Origin of the sequence: Methylophaga sp. UBA2513 (assembly GCF_002341285.1) — a bacterium.
Taxonomy (GTDB): Bacteria; Pseudomonadota; Gammaproteobacteria; order Nitrosococcales; family Methylophagaceae; genus Methylophaga; species Methylophaga marina.
In genome coordinates this window covers 38901-59446 of record NZ_DDNT01000021.1, presented here as the reverse complement: position 1 = coordinate 59446, position 20546 = coordinate 38901, and the positions used below count along the sequence as shown (strand labels likewise).

Genomic DNA, 20546 nt, shown 5'->3' with positions numbered 1-20546 from the left:
CTGGCTCTGGCTCTGGCTCTGCAATAGCATCTTCTATTGAATCTGTTTGTCCAGCAAAATCTTCATCAATGACGTCATTTTCAGGCGATGTCATCACATCGTCGTCAGATACAGATAACGCCGTATCTTCGGTAACTTGACTCGACTCCACCAAATCACTTGCTTCTGGCAAAGCGGTTTTCACATTGAGAGTATCGGTTTTTAAGAAGTCTTTTAGGCTTCTGGATTCTTTACTCGGAATATCCGCCGACGCTGACATTGATTCATCATCTAATATAGATAAATCATCAACCTGATCACGTTCATCTGTTGCATCAAGCTCACTGACTTCTTCAACCTCTTCGTCAGTGATGTCCATTTCAGGGATGTCATCAATTGGTTCGGCAAGATGATTTTCATCAGCTGTAATATCGTCGTCTGATGTAAGCGTAGAGCTCTCTAATGGCTCATCATCAAAACTAGGCAGGCTTTCACCATCATCATCAATAATATCAAACGACTCATCCGGAGATGTCTCAGCCTCTTCAGGCAAGCTTGTGTCTACATCTGATTCAAACTGCTGTTGTGATGATATATCTTCAGGTTGAACGCTTTCCGCATCATCCTCATCTGTATCTAACGTTAAATCGGCAGAATGATCGGGCTCAGTGGACTCTGATTCATCTTCGGTCAGGGCAGAAATTGCCTCATCAGCCTCAGCCAAATGTTCTTCTAACGCTGATTCAGTCAAAGGCTCATCGTTGTCATCGGCTGATGCCACTTGTTCGATAACATCATCTGTGAGCGGTTCAACATCTTCAATACTGAGATCATGAGCAGGTGATATATCATCATCACCCTCTTCAGCTGCCAGCTGTGACTCATCAGCTATTATGTTATCAGCGGCCGTTTCAGCTTCTGGAGAATCCACTGCTGCCTGTTCAGGTTCTAGATCCAGACTTTCTTCAAGTTCTACCTGCTCAGTTGTCGCCAGCGTCTCATCAGTGTCTGACTCTTCTTGAGTATCATCAGTCGCTTTCTCGGCTATCTCAACGAAATTCTCACTAGCGACGGCGTCCTCATCATGGACATCTTCGACAGGAACAGGTGCTTGTGTATCTTTTTCATTTTCATTGGTAACCAGTTCATCAATTGCTGGTATATCGTCGTTTTCTATAGGCTCAATAGTAAGCTGGTCTTCAGCAATCTCATGTTCTTGCTCAATCTCTGAACCCAGCTCTTCTGTTTCAGGATCTGAGAGTTCAGATACTTCTGGCTCATTATCTTCAGCAAGTTCTGGGGTTTCAGCTTCTGCTTCAGATTGAGGTTCATCTATTACTGGTAGGTCATCACTTTCTACCGGCTCAACATTCAATTCGTTTTCAGTCAGCTCGTTCTCAAGCTCTGAATTCAGTTCTTCTGTTGATGTGGATTCTTCAGCAATGCTTCCAGCTTCTGCTTCAGGCTCTGATAAATCTGATACTTCTGTTTCATTGTCTTCACTGAATTCTGGCAACTCGACTTCAGATACAGGGTCATCGATTGTAGGTATATCGTCTCTATCTATAGAATCAACATTAAGCTGCTCTTCAGTAAACGTTGGCTCAGTATCTGAAATCAGTTCTTCTGTTGAAGTGAGTTCTTCAGCAATCTTGTCAACTTCTGTTTCGGGCTCTGGTAAATCAGATACTTCTGGTTCATTATCTTCAGCGAGCGCTGTGGTTTCAGCTTCAGCTTCAAATTGAGGTTCATCAATTGCTGATAGGTCATCACTCTCAACCGGCTCAACACTCAACTCGTTTTCAGTGAGATCGCTCTCAAGCTCTGAATTCAGTTCTTCTGTTGATGTGGATTCTTCAGCAACATTGTCAACTTCTGTTTCGGTCTCTGATAAGTCAGATACTTCTGGTTCATTATCTTCAGCAAGCTCTGGGGTTTCAGCTTCTGTTTCAAGTTGAGGTTCATCAATTGCTGGAGCTTCATCGTTATCTATGGGCTCAAGACTCAGCTCGTCTTCAGAAAGCTCTGGCTCAGAATTCTGTTCTTCTGTTGTGATGGGTTCTTCAGCAATATTGTCAATTTCTATATCAGCTGACGACTCCGATGATTCTGACAACTCAGGCTCTACGTCAGCCAAATTGCTTTCATCATTGCCTTTGGACTCATCAGGCGTAACAGCTCCAGGCTCATTACCATCTTCGTCGATGTCACTACTAATGTCATCGACTGATTCAGTCGGTATGACTGCTTCGTTTTCAACGTCAAGAGCTTGAGTCACATCAACTGGTTGCTGCTCATCTTGAGCCTCACTGCTGTCAATTTCATCAGTTATGGTTTCATCTAGTGTCAGCTCAGACTCATTATCTTCGTTATCGATTTCAGTATCTGAATCTGTCTCAACTGATGTTTGCTGCTTCTCTTCGTTGTCTTGCAGTGACGACAAAATATCATCCACAGCCCCCGGAATTTCAATCTCATCTGTGACTTCGGTAAAGCGTTGAAGCTCTTCATCGGTGAGCTCTTCCTGTTGGACTGAATCAGCTTCATCAGCAATACCATTGATTTCAACGACATCAACTGGCTCGTTGCGAATCTCTGTCTCTCTAGTCTCGTTTGTATTGTCTGGGTCAGAAACACTTGCGTTTTCATCTTCCAGTGAAAAATCGTCCCCGTCTAATAACGCATCCAGTTCTTCATTAGATAAGATGGGCTCTTCTTCTGGAGATGAGTCGTTGTTAGCAGGTATTTCAGCATTAGGGGTGTCAGTATCAGCTGCGTCTTCAGGCTCGGTTGGCTCACTGACATCTGTCTCAGGTGAGAGTGATGGAACCTCGGCCTGATCATCGAATACCTGATTTATCTCATCGCCATCACCAAAGGTTTGCTCTTCCTGAGGTTCAGGTACCTCGTCAATTTCTGCTGGCGTTTCCTCTTCGGTCACACTCTCATCAATCTCAACATCCTCTTTCTCAGTTGGAAGCACAGCTGCCGCAGCCATTGAAGCCCCTGTCAGTTGTTGATACTGACTCAGTAAACGTTCCATCGTTTGTGCCGCGTGATCAATCTGTTGCTGTAAATCATCTGCGGTTGGTGCCGTTTCTTCAGATTGTTGAGACTTAGCGTGTGAACCAACTGGCTCGATGTTCAATGCCGCATCAACGGCTTGCTCAACCAGGCCAGGAATAGCTAAAAACGCTTTATCATCCTGTTCTATATAGGTTTTGATAAGACTTTTTTGTATGCGACGTTCACGCTCAAGAAAGTCGTTTACTTCCGCTTTGAGCGCTTCATCACTTAGGGCGTATTTTTCATGTAAAACCTGACTGAGATTTTGCTCTCTCGATATCTGGTCCCGCTTAATTTTTTTTACGGCGTTGGTGCCGGCATTATGAACTTTCCGCCTTTTTTTTCGATTACTTATTAATAAAATGCCAGCAATAACAGCAAAAATCAGAGCCAGTTCATACGCCAGGAACTCGAGCATTGGATCGGTTAGATTTATCAAAGCATATCTCCCACCGCTGCGGTTGCTGCATTCTGTCTTCGCCACCAGATAACGCCAGCTATCAGTAGAGCTAAGATAATGGCATTACCTATCAGAAGTTTTGTGTTATCAGATATTGAGATACCTGATTCTTCATTATCCTCGCTTAGCATCAAGTCATCATCCAAGGGCATAATATCGACGTCAGCTGCATCTTCACCTGTAATCGGTTCCAGAATGGGAGCAAGTTCTTCATCAAATAATTCAGCAGCTGGTTCAAGCGCTAATTCATCTTTCAACGTGATAGGCTCAGCTTGTAAAAAAACCGGACGTCCTTCAGGCGTTTCACCGCGTAACTGAAGCGATAATTCGTAATCGGCATCTTTCGTGAGTTCAGTTAATGTCAGCTGCCAATTGTTCGTATCCGTTTTCTGCATCTCGTATGGCCACTCGCTACCATTTTCTTCTCTTAATAATGCTTTTATCGACAAAGAATCTGGTTTTATTAGGGTTGGTTCGACCTGAACCTGTATACGATGACTTCGACTATCGCCAGGTAGACGTTCCGAATCAACATAGTAAGGCGCTGCTATCACATTGATACTTTGGCGTCTCTGACGTTCAAACGTCGCACTTTTCAAGGTGACAATCACATCCTGACGTCCAGCGGTGAACTCCTCACCCAATTTGGCATTAAACTGACTTTTTTGTGGGTCCAATGTCATCGACAACTGCTTTTCTTCCAGCTCAGAATTTTGTTTGAGTGAGCCGTCAACCAACTCCAGAAAATCGTTTCGTGTAATGTGTTTTCCGTGATCAGTTAATGTCGCGTGAAAATCGAACTTTTCCCCTTTCAGCACATTATTAGGTAAATCACTGGTTTCCAGTTTCATATCCGTGACAACCATTACCCTGTTATCCGGATCAAGCTGAGCATCAATTCGCCACTCGCCCGTCGCCGGGTTTTCAATGGTAATCAGATCAAAACTATCTTCATGTAACCAACGCAATTTATCTGATTGATCCAACTCGGTGAGGGTTCTACCGTCGGGTGTTTTAAGTTGTGTTTCTGCTGATCCTGCTTTTCGAAAAGCCAGCACTGTCATTTCATTGACACTGCTATCGATTTTGAACTGATTATCAGCGAGAGGAACAGTGTCTGGCTGGGTGGCTTTTTCGAACATATGAAGGAAAATACGTTGCAAATCATCAGCCGTATTGGCTTGTTGATACCAGCCATCCGTTTCCATTGAGATAGCTTTCAGCAGTTCATGATCGGCATTATCTGACAGGGCAATTGTGTGAACGGCGAGATTCGCCGCTTTTAGTCTAGGCACAATCGCATTGAGGATGCGCTGGCGAGAGGCTTCGCTGGCTTTTTGTCCTGGTTGTAAATCAACAAAACCATCAGACAATAAAATCAAGCTTTGACGTTGTTTAGGATCGTTTTTTATGCCTGTTTTTGTGGCTTTTTCTAAGGCTAGCTCGATATTAGTATAGAGACCAAGGGAGTGAATTTTTGAGGATTTTTCAATCGCTTTCTGTCGCCAGTCATCATCAACTTTTTGCCATGGCACCAGCATATTGACCATCTTAGCAAAGGTCCAAACCCCTGAGTTTGCGTCATCTGGCATGAGCCCCACTAACATTCTCAGCGCAGGTGCTCGCAGGTTTTTGGGATCATTCTTTTTCATGCTGCCCGAGACATCTATCACAACACGAACATCACTACTGGGTGTTTCAGCCGCTTGTGCAAGCTTTGTTGGCATAGTCACCAACAAAGCTAATGGCAATGCGATCTTTAAGAAATCTAACATAGCAATCTACCTTGTTCATTATGCTGTCAGCTTCTGTCTTTACGCTTTTTAAAGACATTTTTTTGACAGCCACTCCAATCTAGGCAGGGCTATGCAGGTTTTGTGCCGTTATTTAATAGCAGCAAAGCCGCGGGCTAAATCCGCTTTAATATCATCCACACTTTCAAGGCCGATAGAGAGTCGTAACATTCCATCAGTGATGCCAGCTGCAGCGCGTGCTTCTTCAGTGAGACGTCCATGTGTTGTTGTTGCAGGATGCGTGATGGTCGTTTTGCTATCACCTAAGTTCGCGGTGATAGACAGCCACTCCAAAGCGTTAATGAGAGACCATGCATCCTTCTTACCGCCTTTGATTTCAAAAGCAATAATGCCACCAAATGCTGACTGCTGTTTCTTAGCTAATTCGTGCTGTGGATGCGATGGTAAGCCTGAGTAAAACACATGGCTTACTAAAGGTTGCGACTCTAGCCAGCTTGCTACCTCAAGTGCTGACGCAGAATGGGCTTTCATTCTGAGATCCAGGGTTTCCAGACCTTTGAGGAAGGTCCAGGCATTGAATGGACTCATCGTCGGTCCTGCTGTACGCAAGAAACCATATACGTCTTCACCAACACGTTTAGCATCGCCAACCACCGCACCACCAATACAACGGCCCTGGCCATCGATGTATTTTGTAGCTGAATGCACAACGATATCAGCGCCAAACTCCAACGGTCTTTGTAATGCCGGCGTACAGAAACAGTTATCGACAACCAATAAACAATCATTGGCCTTGGCAAGCTCAGAAAGCGCTTCCAAATCTGCAATTTCATTCATTGGATTAGAAGGCGTTTCTAAAAACAGCATTTTTGTTTCTGGCGTAATAGCGGCTTTCCAGTCATCTAAATCAATCAGCTTCACATAGCTGGTGCTGACACCAAACTTGGATAAATATTTATCAAACAACACACGTGTAGTGCCGAAAATACTCATCGACGAAACGATATGATCACCGGCTGATAATAAGGCCATCATTGTCGATAAAATCGCCGACATGCCAGATGAAGTAGCAACACAGGACTCACCACCTTCCAAAGCAGCTAAACGCTGTTCAAAAGTGCGAACGGTGGGATTAGTAAAACGAGAATAGATATTACCCGGCTCATCACCACCAAATCGTGCTGCAGCTTGCTCTGCACTTTCGAAGACAAAGCTGGACGTTGGGAATATAGGTTCAGACTGTTCTGACTCGGCAGTTCTTTTGTGACCAACTCGAACGGCTTTGGTAGCAAAGCCTTTATTGTCATATTTATCTGTCATGGGAGTTCAACATAAAAAAGATGTAACAATTCTATATTTTTAGCAGGCTACTGACCAGATGAATCCTGAGTTTCAGTCAAAAAAATACCCGAAACTTGTTCGGGTATTTTTTATGAAGCCTAGTCGGTTTTATGGTTGATAGCTCAGAGATAACATCACTGTTCTACCAAGGCTATTGTATGTATCCGCTGTCTGGTAGTCTTTATTGAGCATATTTTCACCAGTGAGTCTGACAGTCCATTCCGGTTTGAATTGGTAAGCGACTCTCAGATCAACTAATCCATATCCACCCAAACGGTTGGTATTAGAGGCATTATCATAGCTCTTTCCTCTCAGCTTTAGACTGCCGCCCACAGACCACTGATGATTGATGGCGTGATCCAGGTTAATGTTAGCCAATTGTCTGGCTCGTCTTGCTAATGTATTACCCGTGTCCGTGTCTTCTGGGTCGAGAATAGCTGCGTTGAAATTGACATCCCATCCAGACAGCTGGGTTGATGCATCAAATTCAATCCCTTTTATCTCAGCTTCATCAACATTCACGTACGTGTTGCCCTGAAATGACAATAAATCCCTTACTTTGTTTTTGTAGAGATTAACTGACCATGTTCCCCAGCTTGGCGTGGACTGTAGAGCAATACCATAATTTTTTGACTTTTCTGCATCTAAATCTGGGTTACCGACAAACCAGCCAAAATCAGGGGCGTAGAGCTGATTAAAGGTCGGGGCTTTAAACGCCGTACCAGCGCTTGCAACAAACCGGATGTCATCCGTTACAGACATACCCCATTCAGCAGTTCCAGTCGTCTCATCACCGAATGCTTCATTGTCATCATAGCGAGCACTAATCATCCAGTCATGAATATTTGCCTGACCTTGCCAGCTGGCAAACACAGCATGATTGTCTCGTGATGTTTCACGATAGTCATAGGCTCCATCAACGCGGTCATTATCTAAATCGATGCCTACATTTAGTTTGTTTTTTTCATTCAGCGTCAGTGTGTTAAGCCAACTTATCGTTCTGTGGCGTGTATTAAAGTCATTACCTGCGATGTTGTCAGCGTAGGCTTGAGATTTATCTCGTGACTCTGACAACGTAAAGGATGTCAGCCATAAGTCGTTAATATTGATACTTGTATTGACTCCAACGACTTGTTCCACAACTTTACTGGATGGATTACCAGAGCCATCATAGTATGCACGACCTTGTGTCCTTAATAAGGTCGTACCAACTTGCCAATCATTTGTGATTTTGTGCTGAACATTGAACGATAGACTATTATTTCTGTATCCATCATGATCTGGATCCGTTGTTTCTCTGACATCAATACCGTTCGATGATAAGTGACTGTAACTAAGGTTATATTTAGTATTTTTGGTGCCACCACTCACACCTGCTGACGCGGTTTGAGTATTTTTTGTTCCAGTAGCGATAGAGAAAAACGGCTTTATTTCACCTTCCTGACCTTTTCTGGTGAAAATTTGAATAACACCACCAATAGCTTCTGATCCATATACACCGGATCTCGGCCCTCTCACGATTTCTATCCTATCAATAAGCTGAACAGGAAAGTGTTGTAAGGCCGATCCACCTGATGTCGCTGAAAACCATTTGACGCCATCGACAAGTACGAGAACATGGTCTGAATTCGAACCTCTTATGAATAAACTCGTGCTATTTCCGAGCCCACCATTTCTTGCCATATCGACGCCAGGTGTTCTTGATAAAAGTGTTGGAAGATCATTGATTTGTAATTTTTCGATTTGCTCCCGCGTAATCACCGTGGTCGGCGCCAACGCATTTTCCGTAGGCATACGATTCGCTGTGACGGTAATGGAATTAAGCTCATCACTGGCGATGGCAGGTAAAGAAAGTAAAGAAGAAATCAGCGTAAATGCTGAAAGGCGCGTGCAAGCACGCAAAGGCAACGCCTTTGAAAACAAGGTCATAATTGTCTCCTGAGGATACGCTCACCCGCGCTCCAAGGTTAAAAGGGTCACAACACTATGGTGTTGTTATGAAACCTCAGGCCGGTCTCCGGACTTACGTTGTGGCTATGCCTGACACATCGCCTTCCCACGAGATTCGCAGTGGCTTAATGATGTGCTTTTCAACGCTTACCGTTGCGGGGGCAGTGTTGGATTTGTCACCAACTTCCCGTTTAACTCTGCCTAAACAGAGCACCTGAAGAGCCGCGCATAGTAATGGCTGCGCATCCATACGTCAAACCTACGCCATCCTCTTATATTAAAGTTGAGAGTTTATTCTTCACGTCAAATTGACAATATATCGTATTAATCCTTATTCTATCGCGAGTTTTAGGTATTGCAATCGCGAGTAAACGGGAAGTCGGTGCATCAATAGATAATGCCGACACTGCCCCCGCAACGGTAAGTGAGATCAGATAAACCTAATGCCACTGTACAGTGCTGTATGGGAAGGTGTTTATCAGGCAACACTCACGAGTCCGGAGACCGGCCTGAAAATACAACGTGCCTCTTGGCAAATTCAAACCTATTGTGTGCGGGTGGGCACACTGGAGAATCACATCATGACCTTATCTCGTTCTCAGCAACTAATTATTGCTGGTCTCTTAGCGCTTTTAATGTTTATGACCCGAGGTCATCATTTTGCTTCTGTCGATGCATTACCCAGTGCATCATGGGCTATCTTTTTCTTAGCAGGTCTTTACCTCAGTTCAGCAGCCTGGTTTCCCGTGTTTTTAGCGATGGCGGCTGGTCTCGATATCACCAGTGTGTTGTTGGGTGGTGGTCAATTGAGCACTAGTTTCTGTATGTCTCCTGCTTACGGTTTTCTCATTCCTGCTTATGGCAGCTTATGGATGGCTGGACGCTGGTATGCATCGAAATACCAATTTAATGCTGCCACCTTATTGCCTCTTGTTGGCAGTGTATTAGTAGCCGCCACTGCAGCCACACTATTTAGTGGTGGTGGTTTTTACTTCTTCTCTGGTCGTTATCCTGATCCAACATTCACTGAATACACACAACGCTTTATTCAATACTTCCCTAAAAACCTGGCGGTGATGAGTTTTTATCTGGTGGTGGCCATGATTTGCCATGTGTCTATGTACTTCACCAAAACCACACATCAAGCTGATCAAAAGTAGTTAATAAATGCAGTCGCAGTCATGCGCTGCTGTAGTCATTGCTGCACCCGCATCTGGTCAGGGTAAAACGACGGTTACGGCTGTACTAGCAAGACATTACAGGCAGCAAAACAAACACGTTCGAGTCTTCAAAGTGGGTCCAGATTTTCTGGACCCCATGGTTTTAGAGCAGGCGTCCGGTCACCCTGTTTATCAACTTGATCTTTGGATGGTTGGCAAACAACATAGTCAGCAACTGTTAGCAGAAGCCGCTGCACAGGCTGACATTATCCTGATTGAAGGTGTGATGGGACTGTTTGATGGCGAACCTTCTACAGCTGATCTGGCAGCAGCTTTTGGTATACCCATTCTCGCCGTTATCGATGCCAGCGCCATGGCACAAACCTTCGCGGCGATTACAGTAGGTTTGGATCACTATCGGCAAGACACACAGGTGGCGGCGGTTATAGCGAATAAAGTCGGCAGTGAACGTCATGCCGATATGCTCAAAAATGCCCTGCCTCCAACACTTCCCTGCCTTGCTACCTTATACCGACAAACTGAACATGCCTTACCCAGTCGATATTTAGGCTTACAACAAGCCGGTGAAATTACAGATTTAGAACAACGTTTAAGCCATACGCTTGAGGCTTTTGATTTTGATGATTCAGTGTCTTTGCCAAACATCGATTTTCCGTTCATTGATACTCCGCAACTTCCAGCGTTACTGGATGGTTTGAAGATTGGCATCGCCAAAGATGCCGCTTTCTCTTTTCTCTATCAGGCAAACCTGGATTGTCTGAAGTCTTTAGGTGCTGAGCTTGTTTTTTTCTCTCCACTCAATGATGCCGAGCTACCTGATATCGATAGTCTCTATTTACCCGGTGGATATCCGGAGTTACATTTGGCCGCATTAAGTGCCAATACACAGATGCAACAAGCTATTCAGCAACATTACGAGGCAAATAAACCTATCCTCGCGGAATGTGGTGGCATGTTATACCTTTGCGAGACGCTGACAGACAAGACAGATGTTACCGCCACAATGTGTGGTATTTTGCCAGCTAAGGCGAAACTCCAGGCCAGATTAACCGCGCTTGGTTTGCAGGAAGTGACCGTTGAGAATCAAGCGATTAGAGGTCACACTTATCATCATTCTTCACTCAGCACAGAATTAGTATCTGAAATAAGCGGACAGTGTCCTAATGGCAAATCAGTCAATGAAGCTGTTTATCAACAAGAGCGTCTGACCGCCAGCTATATCCATTTTTACTTTTACTCTAACCCTCATCTTATTGCAGCGTGGTTATCACCATGAGTGATTCCCCTCATCAATTTTCAAGAGCAGAACAAGAAGCGGTTTACAGGGCAATAGCCGAGCGCCGGGATATGCGTCACTTTCGACCTGATCCTGTTGCACCGAAACAGCTAAAACGTTTATTAATGGCCGCACACCAAGCCCCAAGCGTTGGTCTGATGCAACCCTGGCGAATTATTCGAATTACTGATTCCATTATTCGTGAAAAGATAAAAGCCCTGGTCGAAAAAGAACGCATAGAAACGGCCAAAGCCATGAACGAACGTGAAGATGAGTTTATGCGTTTAAAAGTCGAGGGCATGGATAATTGTGCTGAAATCCTGGTTGTCGCCTTATGCGATAAACGTGAAGAACATATCTTTGGCAGGAGAACCATGCCGAATATGGATTTGGCCTCCGTTTCCTGTGCCATTCAGAACATGTGGCTGGCCGCCAGAGTCGAAGGTCTGGGTATGGGCTGGGTATCTATTTTTGAACCAGAAGCATTGGCAGACTTACTCAAGCTGCCTTCAGGTGCCTCCCCTGTCGCCATTCTGTGCCTGGGTCATGTTAATGAGTTTTATCCAGAGCCGATGCTACAAATGGAAAACTGGCGCCAGGGCATTGAACTTGACTCTGTTTTATATGAAAACCACTGGGATAAACCGGCCAGTTTATGACCTTACTGTTTATTATTCTTGCTTTATTGCTTGATTGGTTACTCGGTGAACCAACACGTCGTCACCCGCTTGTGGGTTTTGGTCAACTCACCAAACACATTGAAAACAGAGTGTACAACGCTAGTGACGGCATTAAAAAGCAGTTTATTAAAGGACTGCTTGGCTGGTTAGTGCTGGTCGCACCTTTTGCTTTTATCGCCTCTTGTATAAGTGACATTCCATCACTTAACCTGATATTCAGCGTTATCGTACTCTACCTCTGTATTGGTCATCGTAGCTTATACGATCATGTGACACCGATTATCACTTCATTAAAACAAGGCGATATTGAACAGGGAAAAACCTTAACCAGTTACATCGTCAGCCGTGACAGAGAAACATTACATATTCCTAAAGCCAGTATCGAATCGGTATTAGAAAATGGCGCCGATGCCATTTTTTCAGCTTTGTTCTGGTTTATTGTGGCGGGCCTTCCCGGTGTCGTTATTTACCGACTGAGTAATACATTGGATGCTATGTGGGGATATAAAACTGACCGTTATCTCTATTTCGGTCGTGCTGCCGCCCGTATTGACGACCTAATGAATTATATTCCGGCACGATTAACAGCGCTCAGTTATGCACTGGTAGGCAATGTCCGCTCTGGACTACATTGCTGGAGACAGCAAGCTAAACAATGGGATAGTCCCAATGCTGGCCCGGTGATGGCGGCAGGTGCCGGGGCGCTGGAAATAGAGCTGGGTGGCCAGGCACGTTATCACGGTATTTGGCACGATCGTCCAACGCTTGGCTTAAATCGCGAAGCCAATGCAGATGATATTCCTCGGGCCTTACATCTAGTCACGGATAGTCTGTTGTTGTGGATAGCCGTCATCACTATCATTACAGGTATCAGCTATGCTTGAGCATGGTGGCAAACTCAATCACTACATTAAAAAATATGGTATCGCCCACCAGCATTGGCTGGATTTATCAACGGGGATCAATCCCAATGGCTGGCCCATTCCGGCATTACCCGAATCTGTCTGGACCCGTTTACCAGAGCAAGATGATGATTTACTTAACTCGGCAGCAGAGTATTACGGTAATCCATCTTTAATCGCCCTTCCCGGCAGTCAGGCGGCTATACAGTTTTTACCACAGTTACGTGGGCCATGCAGAGTAAAAGTGATAGACCCTTGCTATGCAGAGCATGCCTATAGTTGGCAAAAAGCCGGGCACGATGTTCAAGCCATTGCTCATGAAGAGATTGATTCTGTGATTGCCCATACGGATGTGTTGATTATTATCAACCCAACCAATCCAAGCGGCAGACGATATAGTAAAGAACAGCTATTAAACTGGCATCAGCAATTACAACAAGGTGATGGCTGGCTAGTCATTGATGAAGCTTTTATTGATACAACACCCGAGAAAAGTCTTTGTAACCTACCGGCCATGCCCGGACTACTTATTCTGAGATCGATAGGCAAATTCTTTGGTCTGGCAGGTTGTCGCGTTGGCTTTTTAATCGCCGAACAATCAATTCTGGATAAAGTCGAAGAGCATCTTGGCCCCTGGCCCATTGCTACTGCATCACGTTTTATCACCACAAAGGCACTCAAGGATACTGACTGGCAGCAGCGTACCATTCAACAACTGCAAAACCAGTCTCAACGTTTAGCTCAGTTGCTTAGCACTTATAAGCTCAGTCCCACAGGCAGCACTGATTTATTTCAATGGGTGATGCATCCTGCCGCCAGCGACATTCATGAACATCTGGCAAAACAAGCCGTACTGACCCGCTTATTTAGCTCCCCTGCCAGTTTGCGTTTTGGTTTACCGGCCAATGAACAGCAATGGCAGCAACTGGAAAAAGCCCTACAATCCCTGCGAGAAGTGTTATGAAACAGAAAACATTGATGATTCAGGGCACCACATCCGATGCAGGCAAAAGCACGTTGGTCACCGCCTTATGTCGTTGGTTTGTGCAGCAGAATTATCGTGTTGCACCGTTCAAACCACAAAATATGGCACTCAATAGCGCAGTGACTGCTGAAGGAGGAGAGATTGGCCGAGCTCAGGCAGTACAAGCACAAGCCTGTCATCTGGCGCCGCATATTGATATGAACCCGGTATTACTCAAACCTAATAGTGATTCCGGTGCTCAGGTCATTATCCATGGCAAAGCTGTCGCTAATATGGAAGCCCGCTTTTACCATGACTATAAGCCAATAGCGATGCAAGCCGTTCTGGACTCACATCACTGGCTTGAATCCAATTATGAGCTGGTGATGGTTGAAGGTGCAGGTTCGCCGGCAGAGATCAATTTACGTGATCGAGACATCGCCAATATGGGCTTTGCTGAAGCGGTTGATTGTCCGGTCATTTTGATTGCTGATATTGATCGTGGCGGTGTGTTTGCCCATTTGGTCGGTACATTATCGTGTTTATCTGAATCAGAACAGGCACGTATTAAAGGCTTTATTATTAATCGTTTTCGCGGAGATATTAGCTTATTGCAACCAGGTCTGGACTGGCTGGAACAAAAAACAGGTAAACCGGTGTTAGGCGTGTTGCCCTATTTGCATGGTCTGCATTTAGAAGCTGAAGATGCCGTCAATACGCAGCAAATCACGTCTTCGGAAAAACAGCTCAATATTATTGTTCCCGTGTTACCACGTATCAGTAATCACACGGATTTCGACCCACTGAGACTTCATCCTCAAGTCAATTTACAGTTTATTGGCCCTGATGAAACCATTCCCGCAGCCGATCTGATTATTTTGCCTGGCAGCAAACATGTCAGAGCAGATTTGGACTGGCTGATAACTCAGGGCTGGTCTGAAGCGATTCAGAAACACTGTCGCTATGGTGGCAAAGTGTTGGGTATCTGTGGTGGTTTTCAAATGTTGGGCAGACTAATTCATGACCCGGATGGCATTGAAAGTGAGCCTGGTAGCAGTGATGGTCTTGGTCTATTGGATATGGAAACAATATTGGCTGGCCATAAAACATTACGACAAAATCAGGGGCAATTACTTATCAATAATGTGCCTGTCACTATTTCAGGTTATGAGATACATGCGGGTATCAGCACAGGAAACGCATTGAAATCGCCTCTTGTACATCTGTCACATGGTCCAGATGGTGTCATCAGTGATGACAAACAGATTATCGGCACCTATCTGCATGGTTTATTTGAACAAGATGAACCAGCAAAAGCGTTATTGAGTTGGGCAGGTCTTGATAATGTTGAATCTGTTGATTATTGGCAACTTCGTGAAAATGACATCAATAAACTGGCAGAAATGGTAGCTACACATATTGATACGGATAAGTTGATGCAGATACTTGAGGACGCATGATGACAACGACGTTAATCCTTGGTGGCACAAAATCAGGTAAAAGCCGCTTAGCGGAACAATGGGCAGCTACCACAAATGAATCCGTCACCTATATTGCTACAGCGCAGGCGCATGATGATGAAATGGCAAAGCGGATCAAACAGCACCAGCAGCAAAGACCAGACAACTGGCCAACCATTGAGCAGCCACTGTATCTTGCGGATGCCATAAAAAAAGCCACAACTGACGTCGTGCTTGTAGATTGTTTAACGCTTTGGCTGACCAATCTTTTATTAGCTGAAGACGTTCTTCTAACAGAACAGATATCAGCTTTTTTGGATACGCTGCAAACCTCTGATAAACACATCATTATGGTCAGTAATGAAACCAATATGGGCGTGATGCCTCTCGGGGACTTAACGCGTCGTTATTGTGATGAGGCCGGTGTTTTACATCAACGTATCGCCAACATCAGCGATAACGTTATCTTAACCGTGGCAGGTTTACCTCATCTTTTAAAAGGACAACTGCATGAACAACTTCGCTGAATGGCTCAAACAACCTGTTAAGGCGGTAGATAAGACGCATGAACAAAAAGCGTTAGCACGTCAGCAGCAGTTGACTAAACCGCCAGGTTCCCTCGGTCAGCTGGAAAACTTAGCCGTCAAAATAGCGAGTTTACAAGCCAGTGAAATCCCTGACCTGACGCATGTGCACATCACTGTTTATGCTGCAGACCATGGCGTGATGGCTGAAGGTGTTTCAGCCTTCCCTCAGTCTGTCACCGCCGCGATGATCAGAAACTTTGCCAATGGCGGTGCCGCTATCAGTGTATTAGCTCAGGAGTTGATGGCAAAGCTCGATGTTATCAATGTCGGTACTGTGGAAGCATTAGAAGAAATTCCAGGTGTATTAGATAAACGTATCGATGCGGGTACCGCTAATTTTTGCCAGAGCTCGGCTATGACTGAGCAGCAATGCCAGCAGGCACTATTAATTGGCCGTGATAATGTATTCAGTGATATTGAAAATACGCAACTCTACATTGCCGGTGAAATGGGTATTGGTAATACCACTGCTGCTACAGCTTTAGCCTCTGTTTTACTAACATGTGACCCCGCAGACTTAGTCGGTCCCGGCACAGGACTGGATCAACAAGGTGTTCAACACAAATTAAACGTTATTCGGCGAGCACTTGAGCAACATTCCGCGCAGCGCGACAAGGATGCGTTAACCGTATTGCAAACCTTGGGAGGTTTCGAAATCGCCGCAATGGTGGGTGCCTATCTGACGTGTTCCAAACAAGGTATCCCGGTGCTGATAGATGGTTTTATCAGTACAGTGGCAGCATTAATAGCAGAGAAAATACAAGCTGGCTGCAAAGATTGGTTTATATACAGTCATCAAAGCGCTGAGCCAGGCCATCAAGTTGTTTTAGAGGCCTTAAACGCTGAACCATTACTCAAACTGGATATGCGTCTAGGTGAAGGCAGTGGTGCTGCCGTCGCTGTTCCCCTACTTCGCCAAGCTTGCCTGTTACACAACGGCATGGCGACTTTTGAACAAGCCAACATCAGTAAAGGAGACAAATAATGTGGTTATCGTTTCAAATAGCCCTACAATTTCTCACCATTATTCCTGTCAGTTATGCGAACGCAACTGAACAACAGCTTGGACGCTCTTTAGTTTTTTATCCGCTAGTTGGCTTGATTATCGGATTCATTTTATCTGGTGTCGTATCTGTTTTACCCGTTTCCTATAGCTTACTCAGCGCCGCTTTATTACTGACCGTCTGGGTATTGTTAACGGGCGGTTTACATATAGATGGTCTTGCTGACTCAGCTGATGCCTGGCTTGGTGGTATCGGCAGCAAACAGCGTACGCTGGCGATCATGAAAGATCCTGCAGCCGGTCCGATTGCCGTGGTGGTCCTGGGATTAACCTTATTACTCAAACTGGCCTTGTTGGAAATTGTTATTTCTTCAGGTCAAATTTATGCATTAATCTGGAGCATTATCCTCGCCAGAACAGCGATGCCTTTATTATTTCTCACGACTGACTACGTCAGACCCAACGGCATCGGTGCAGTATTAAAACACTATCTACCTGTAAATCAAGTGAAGTGGATGATGGGAATCACTACCTTCATTGCTTTTTTCTGTCTTGGTTTCACGCCGCTGTTACTGGGTTTGATCGTATTCTTATTACTTCGATACGCGATGGAGCATCGTTTGGATGGCTTTACTGGTGATACAGCCGGCGCGATGGTCGAATTGCTGGAAATCAGCTTTCTATTCTTTTTAATTGTGTTTTAGGAACGTCCAATGTCTGATACTGAAAAAAGTGAACGTCATAAAAAACGTATGCAACGCCATAAAAGTGTGGTCGATGAAAAAATTCAAAAAGCAGAAAAAGACAAAGGCCTGTTATTAGTTATTACGGGTAACGGTAAAGGTAAGAGCTCATCAGGCTTTGGTATGGTGGCAAGAGCGCTCGGTCATGATATGAAAGTCGGCGTAGTTCAGTTTATCAAAGGTGCATTCAGCACAGGGGAAGAATCCTTTTTTCGTCGCTTTCCTGAAGAAGTGTCCTACCATGTGGTCGGTGATGGGTTTACCTGGGAAACCCAAAACCTTGAGCAAGACATTGCATCTGCAGAAAAAGGCTGGGAAGTCTGCAAAGCCATGCTCAACGATCCAGACATTGATGTAGTGTTATTAGATGAACTGAACATCGTCTTAAAAATGAAATATCTCAATGTAGAAACAGTGTTGAATGACATTGCACAACGACCTGACATGCAACATGTCATTATTACGGGCAGAGGCGCTCCTGAAAGTGTCATAGAAGCCGCCGATACCGTGAGTCGTATTGAGGATGTTAAACATGCATTTCGGGCCGGTATAAAAGCACAGAAAGGTATCGAGTTATAAGCACCTTTTTGTGCTGTCATATAACTGTAAAGTTACTCACATTTTCTGTGGATAACTCTGTGATTAAGTTTGGAGTTACTCTCTAAGTGCCTCTCGTACAAGGGCTCTTCTCGAAATGGTTAAAAAATAACCATATAATTTTACCCTTTAAAATCAGACAGTTACAAAGCCTGCATTAAAAATCAGTCGCTTAGGGGAACTTTTTAATAAAAGCATGACAGAAAAAAGACAAGTGTATAACTCTGTAGAAAAGTGTTGACATAGAGTAATGACCAGTACAAAACAAAAAGCCCGGTAGTGAACACTACCGGGCTTTTTTTATTTCACTATTTTGAACGGATCAATCAGGATTTGACAGCCTCCGCTGCACTGTCCATTTCCAGATGAATATCTTCATCTTTTAGGGTGACACGAACATGTCCCCCACCCTGACTTAGTTGTCCAAATAGCAATTCATCAGCCAGTGGTCGTTTGATTTTCTCCTGAACCAGTCTGGCCATAGGACGAGCCCCCATTTGAACATCGTAACCATGGTCAGCCAGCCATTGGCGAGCCGCATCATCCACCTCGATAGTGACGTTTTTATCTTCAAGTAACATTTCAAGCTCTAATACCGCTTTATCAGCTACTCGAAGAATGGCATCTTTATCCAGTGGTTTGAATTGAATAATGCCATCAAGACGGTTACGGAACTCAGGCGTGAAGGTTCGTTTCAGGGCTTCATTACCGTCAGAAGTTAAATTGTCCTGTTTGGTGAAACCAATGGAAGGTTTACTCATCTCAGCGGCACCGGCATTACTGGTCATCACTAATACGACGTGACGGAAATCCGCTTTACGACCATTGTTATCAGTCAGCGTGCCATGATCCATCACTTGAAGTAACAGATTAAACACATCTGGATGCGCTTTCTCAATTTCATCCAACAACAGCACTGCGTGAGGTTGTTTGATGATGGCATCCGTTAACAGCCCCCCCTGATCAAAACCGACATAACCAGGCGGTGCACCAATCAGTCTGGAAACAGTATGACTTTCCATATATTCCGACATATCAAAACGAATCAGATCCACGCCAAGATTATGAGCTAACTGACGAGTGACTTCGGTTTTACCCACACCCGTTGGACCAGCAAACAAGAAAGCACCTGTCGGTTTTTCTGGATGCCCCAATCCTGAGCGGGCCATTTTAATCGCAGAACCCAGAGCAGAAATCGCTTCATCCTGTCCGAAGATAACGCGTTTAAGGTTTTCGTCCAGCTTACGTAGATTATCTTTATCAGCATTGGACACCGTTTTGGCAGGAATACGGGCAATTTTAGCCACAATAGCCTGCACATCATTCACACCAATCAATTTTTTACGTTTTGATTTTGGCGCAATACGTTGAGCAGCGCCCACTTCATCTAAAACATCAATGGCTTTGTCTGGCAGGAAGCGATCATTGATATGACGATGAGCCAACTCAGCGGCTTGTTCAATAGCCGCATTGGAGTAACGGACATTATGATGTTCTTCCAGACCAGGTTTAAGTCCTTTAAGAATTTCAATGGTTTCGGAGACACTTGGCTCAGGCAGATCAATCTTCTGGAAACGACGAGCCAAAGCACGATCATGCTCAAAAATACCGCGATATTCCTGATAGGTTGTCGAACCAATACACTTTAGTTCACCACTGGCTAATAGTGGTTTTAATAAGTTCGCTGCATCCATCGTGCTGTTACCCGCACTGCCTGCACCTATCATGGTATGGATTTCATCGATAAACAAAATCGCATGCGGTTGTTTTTTCAATTCCCGTAGCAAGGCTTTCAAGCGTTTTTCGAAATCACCACGATATTTTGTACCAGCGACCAGCGCCCCCATGTCTAATGAATAGATGGTGGTTTCAGCTAATACTTCAGGCACATCACCATGTACAATCCGTCTTGCCAGACCTTCAGCAAGGGCTGTTTTACCGACACCAGCTTCACCCACGAATAGAGGATTATTTTTACGGCGGCGACAGAGGATTTGTAGCGTCCGTTCTAACTCATGTGCACGTCCAACAAGGGGATCAATCTTACCTTTGATGGCGGCAGCATTAAGATTTTCTGCATATAGCGTTAAAGGACTTTTATCTTCATCAGACACCTCGTCGCTATCTACTTTGGCTTCAGACTCAGAGTGCATGGCAGAATCTTCAACTTCGCCATGACTGATAGCATTAACGACATCCAGACGAGTAACATCCTGTTTCTGAAGCAGATAAACAGCCTGTGACTGCTGTTCAGAAAAGATGGATACCAGAACATTGGCCCCCGTCACCTCTGTGCCACCCGAAGACTGAACATGCATGACGGCACGTTGTAAAATACGCTGAAAAGCCAAGGTCGGTTGAGTTTCACGTTCACTGTCTTCGGCAAGTGTCGGCAAATTATCAGCGAGAAAATCACTTAATTCCTGTCGTAGAGCAGTGATATCCACTTCGCATGCTTTCAACACAGCTAATGCCTGGCCATTTTCCAGCAACGCTAACAGAAGATGCTCAACGGTAAGAAATTCATGAGCACGTTGGCGGGCATAATTAAACGCCTGACTGAGGGTTTGTTCGAGCTCTTTACTTAACATGTTACGTTCCAC

15 protein-coding genes and 2 riboswitches are annotated in these 20546 nt (G+C 44.8%); of the genes, 10 read left to right on the top strand and 5 right to left on the bottom strand.

Features of this window, described 5'->3' with window-relative positions:
- The 4 genes from B3V56_RS12800 to B3V56_RS12785 form a co-directional block, all read right to left on the bottom strand.
- Positions 1 to 3484: hypothetical protein (locus B3V56_RS12800; RefSeq protein WP_289284365.1), on the bottom strand; the 3484-nt coding region annotated here is incomplete at its 3' end.
- Complete coding sequence (locus tag B3V56_RS12795) at positions 3481 to 5280, bottom strand: vWA domain-containing protein (protein ID WP_289281694.1); 1800 nt, start codon at positions 5278 to 5280, stop codon at positions 3481 to 3483. The genes B3V56_RS12800 and B3V56_RS12795, both read right to left, overlap by 4 nt.
- A 108-nt stretch (positions 5281 to 5388) precedes the next feature.
- Positions 5389 to 6579: an O-succinylhomoserine sulfhydrylase gene (locus B3V56_RS12790; RefSeq protein WP_007144755.1), complete on the bottom strand. Its 1191-nt coding sequence runs from the start codon at positions 6577 to 6579 to the stop codon at positions 5389 to 5391.
- Positions 6580 to 6708: 129 nt separating this feature from the next.
- Entirely contained in the window at positions 6709 to 8529 is a 1821-nt protein-coding gene (locus B3V56_RS12785; RefSeq protein WP_289284364.1) for a TonB-dependent receptor domain-containing protein, read from the bottom strand.
- A 62-nt stretch (positions 8530 to 8591) separates the two neighbouring features.
- Positions 8592 to 8783: riboswitch (cobalamin riboswitch) on the bottom strand.
- Positions 8784 to 8883: 100 nt separating this feature from the next.
- Positions 8884 to 9077, top strand: a riboswitch (cobalamin riboswitch).
- Between the two features lie 54 nt (positions 9078 to 9131).
- Between B3V56_RS12785 and B3V56_RS12780 the strand changes: the two genes are divergently transcribed.
- Genes B3V56_RS12780 through cobO form a run of 10 tightly spaced genes read left to right on the top strand, consistent with a single transcriptional unit; the run spans position 9132 to position 17925 of the window.
- Entirely contained in the window at positions 9132 to 9710 is a 579-nt protein-coding gene (locus tag B3V56_RS12780; RefSeq protein ID WP_289282955.1) for a hypothetical protein, read from the top strand.
- Positions 9711 to 9717: 7 nt separating this feature from the next.
- Positions 9718 to 11007, top strand: coding sequence for a cobyrinate a,c-diamide synthase (locus B3V56_RS12775; protein WP_289284363.1), 1290 nt, complete (start codon positions 9718 to 9720; stop codon positions 11005 to 11007).
- The gene (bluB, locus tag B3V56_RS12770; protein WP_286304310.1) at positions 11004 to 11666 is read left to right on the top strand and encodes a 5,6-dimethylbenzimidazole synthase; all 663 of its coding nucleotides are present in this window, start codon (positions 11004 to 11006) and stop codon (positions 11664 to 11666) included. Before B3V56_RS12775 ends, bluB begins: the two co-directional genes overlap by 4 nt.
- Positions 11663 to 12571, top strand: coding sequence for an adenosylcobinamide-phosphate synthase CbiB (gene cbiB / locus B3V56_RS12765; protein ID WP_289282951.1), 909 nt, complete (start codon positions 11663 to 11665; stop codon positions 12569 to 12571). Before bluB ends, cbiB begins: the two co-directional genes overlap by 4 nt.
- Positions 12564 to 13553 (top strand): threonine-phosphate decarboxylase CobD, encoded by a 990-nt coding sequence (gene cobD / locus B3V56_RS12760; RefSeq protein ID WP_289282950.1) that lies wholly within the window; start codon positions 12564 to 12566, stop codon positions 13551 to 13553. Before cbiB ends, cobD begins: the two co-directional genes overlap by 8 nt.
- Positions 13550 to 15013 carry a cobyric acid synthase gene (locus tag B3V56_RS12755; protein WP_289282949.1) on the top strand — a complete coding sequence of 488 codons (1464 nt, stop codon included), beginning with the start codon at positions 13550 to 13552 and terminating at the stop codon, positions 15011 to 15013. The genes cobD and B3V56_RS12755 overlap by 4 nt, the downstream gene beginning before the upstream one ends.
- Entirely contained in the window at positions 15010 to 15540 is a 531-nt protein-coding gene (gene cobU, locus B3V56_RS12750) for a bifunctional adenosylcobinamide kinase/adenosylcobinamide-phosphate guanylyltransferase (RefSeq protein ID WP_289284362.1), read from the top strand. The genes B3V56_RS12755 and cobU overlap by 4 nt, the downstream gene beginning before the upstream one ends.
- Positions 15524 to 16585, top strand: coding sequence for a nicotinate-nucleotide--dimethylbenzimidazole phosphoribosyltransferase (gene cobT, locus B3V56_RS12745; protein ID WP_289282947.1), 1062 nt, complete (start codon positions 15524 to 15526; stop codon positions 16583 to 16585). Before cobU ends, cobT begins: the two co-directional genes overlap by 17 nt.
- Positions 16585 to 17307 (top strand): adenosylcobinamide-GDP ribazoletransferase, encoded by a 723-nt coding sequence (locus B3V56_RS12740; RefSeq protein WP_289282946.1) that lies wholly within the window; start codon positions 16585 to 16587, stop codon positions 17305 to 17307. Before cobT ends, B3V56_RS12740 begins: the two co-directional genes overlap by 1 nt.
- Positions 17308 to 17316: 9 nt before the next feature.
- Positions 17317 to 17925, top strand: a complete 609-nt coding sequence (gene cobO, locus B3V56_RS12735; RefSeq protein WP_289282945.1) for a cob(I)yrinic acid a,c-diamide adenosyltransferase — start codon at positions 17317 to 17319, stop codon at positions 17923 to 17925.
- Positions 17926 to 18269: 344 nt separating this feature from the next.
- Here cobO and clpA read toward each other — a convergent pair whose 3' ends face one another.
- Complete coding sequence (gene clpA, locus B3V56_RS12730) at positions 18270 to 20534, bottom strand: ATP-dependent Clp protease ATP-binding subunit ClpA (RefSeq protein WP_289284361.1); 2265 nt, start codon at positions 20532 to 20534, stop codon at positions 18270 to 18272.
- Positions 20535 to 20546 lie beyond the last annotated feature (12 nt).

Bases quoted from the DNA above. Each gene is read 5' to 3' on its own strand.
- B3V56_RS12790 (WP_007144755.1), bottom strand. From the start codon at position 6,579: ATGACAGATAAATATGACAATAAAGGCTTTGCTACCAAAGCCGTTCGA.
- cobT (WP_289282947.1), top strand. From the start codon at position 15,524: ATGAACAACTTCGCTGAATGGCTCAAACAACCTGTTAAGGCGGTAGAT.
- cbiB (WP_289282951.1), top strand. From the start codon at position 11,663: ATGACCTTACTGTTTATTATTCTTGCTTTATTGCTTGATTGGTTACTC.
- B3V56_RS12785 (WP_289284364.1), bottom strand. From the start codon at position 8,529: ATGACCTTGTTTTCAAAGGCGTTGCCTTTGCGTGCTTGCACGCGCCTT.
- B3V56_RS12755 (WP_289282949.1), top strand. From the start codon at position 13,550: ATGAAACAGAAAACATTGATGATTCAGGGCACCACATCCGATGCAGGC.
- B3V56_RS12775 (WP_289284363.1), top strand. From the start codon at position 9,718: ATGCAGTCGCAGTCATGCGCTGCTGTAGTCATTGCTGCACCCGCATCT.
- B3V56_RS12795 (WP_289281694.1), bottom strand. From the start codon at position 5,280: ATGTTAGATTTCTTAAAGATCGCATTGCCATTAGCTTTGTTGGTGACT.
- B3V56_RS12780 (WP_289282955.1), top strand. From the start codon at position 9,132: ATGACCTTATCTCGTTCTCAGCAACTAATTATTGCTGGTCTCTTAGCG.
- bluB (WP_286304310.1), top strand. From the start codon at position 11,004: ATGAGTGATTCCCCTCATCAATTTTCAAGAGCAGAACAAGAAGCGGTT.
- cobO (WP_289282945.1), top strand. From the start codon at position 17,317: ATGTCTGATACTGAAAAAAGTGAACGTCATAAAAAACGTATGCAACGC.
- cobD (WP_289282950.1), top strand. From the start codon at position 12,564: ATGCTTGAGCATGGTGGCAAACTCAATCACTACATTAAAAAATATGGT.
- B3V56_RS12740 (WP_289282946.1), top strand. From the start codon at position 16,585: ATGTGGTTATCGTTTCAAATAGCCCTACAATTTCTCACCATTATTCCT.
- clpA (WP_289284361.1), bottom strand. From the start codon at position 20,534: ATGTTAAGTAAAGAGCTCGAACAAACCCTCAGTCAGGCGTTTAATTAT.
- cobU (WP_289284362.1), top strand. From the start codon at position 15,010: ATGATGACAACGACGTTAATCCTTGGTGGCACAAAATCAGGTAAAAGC.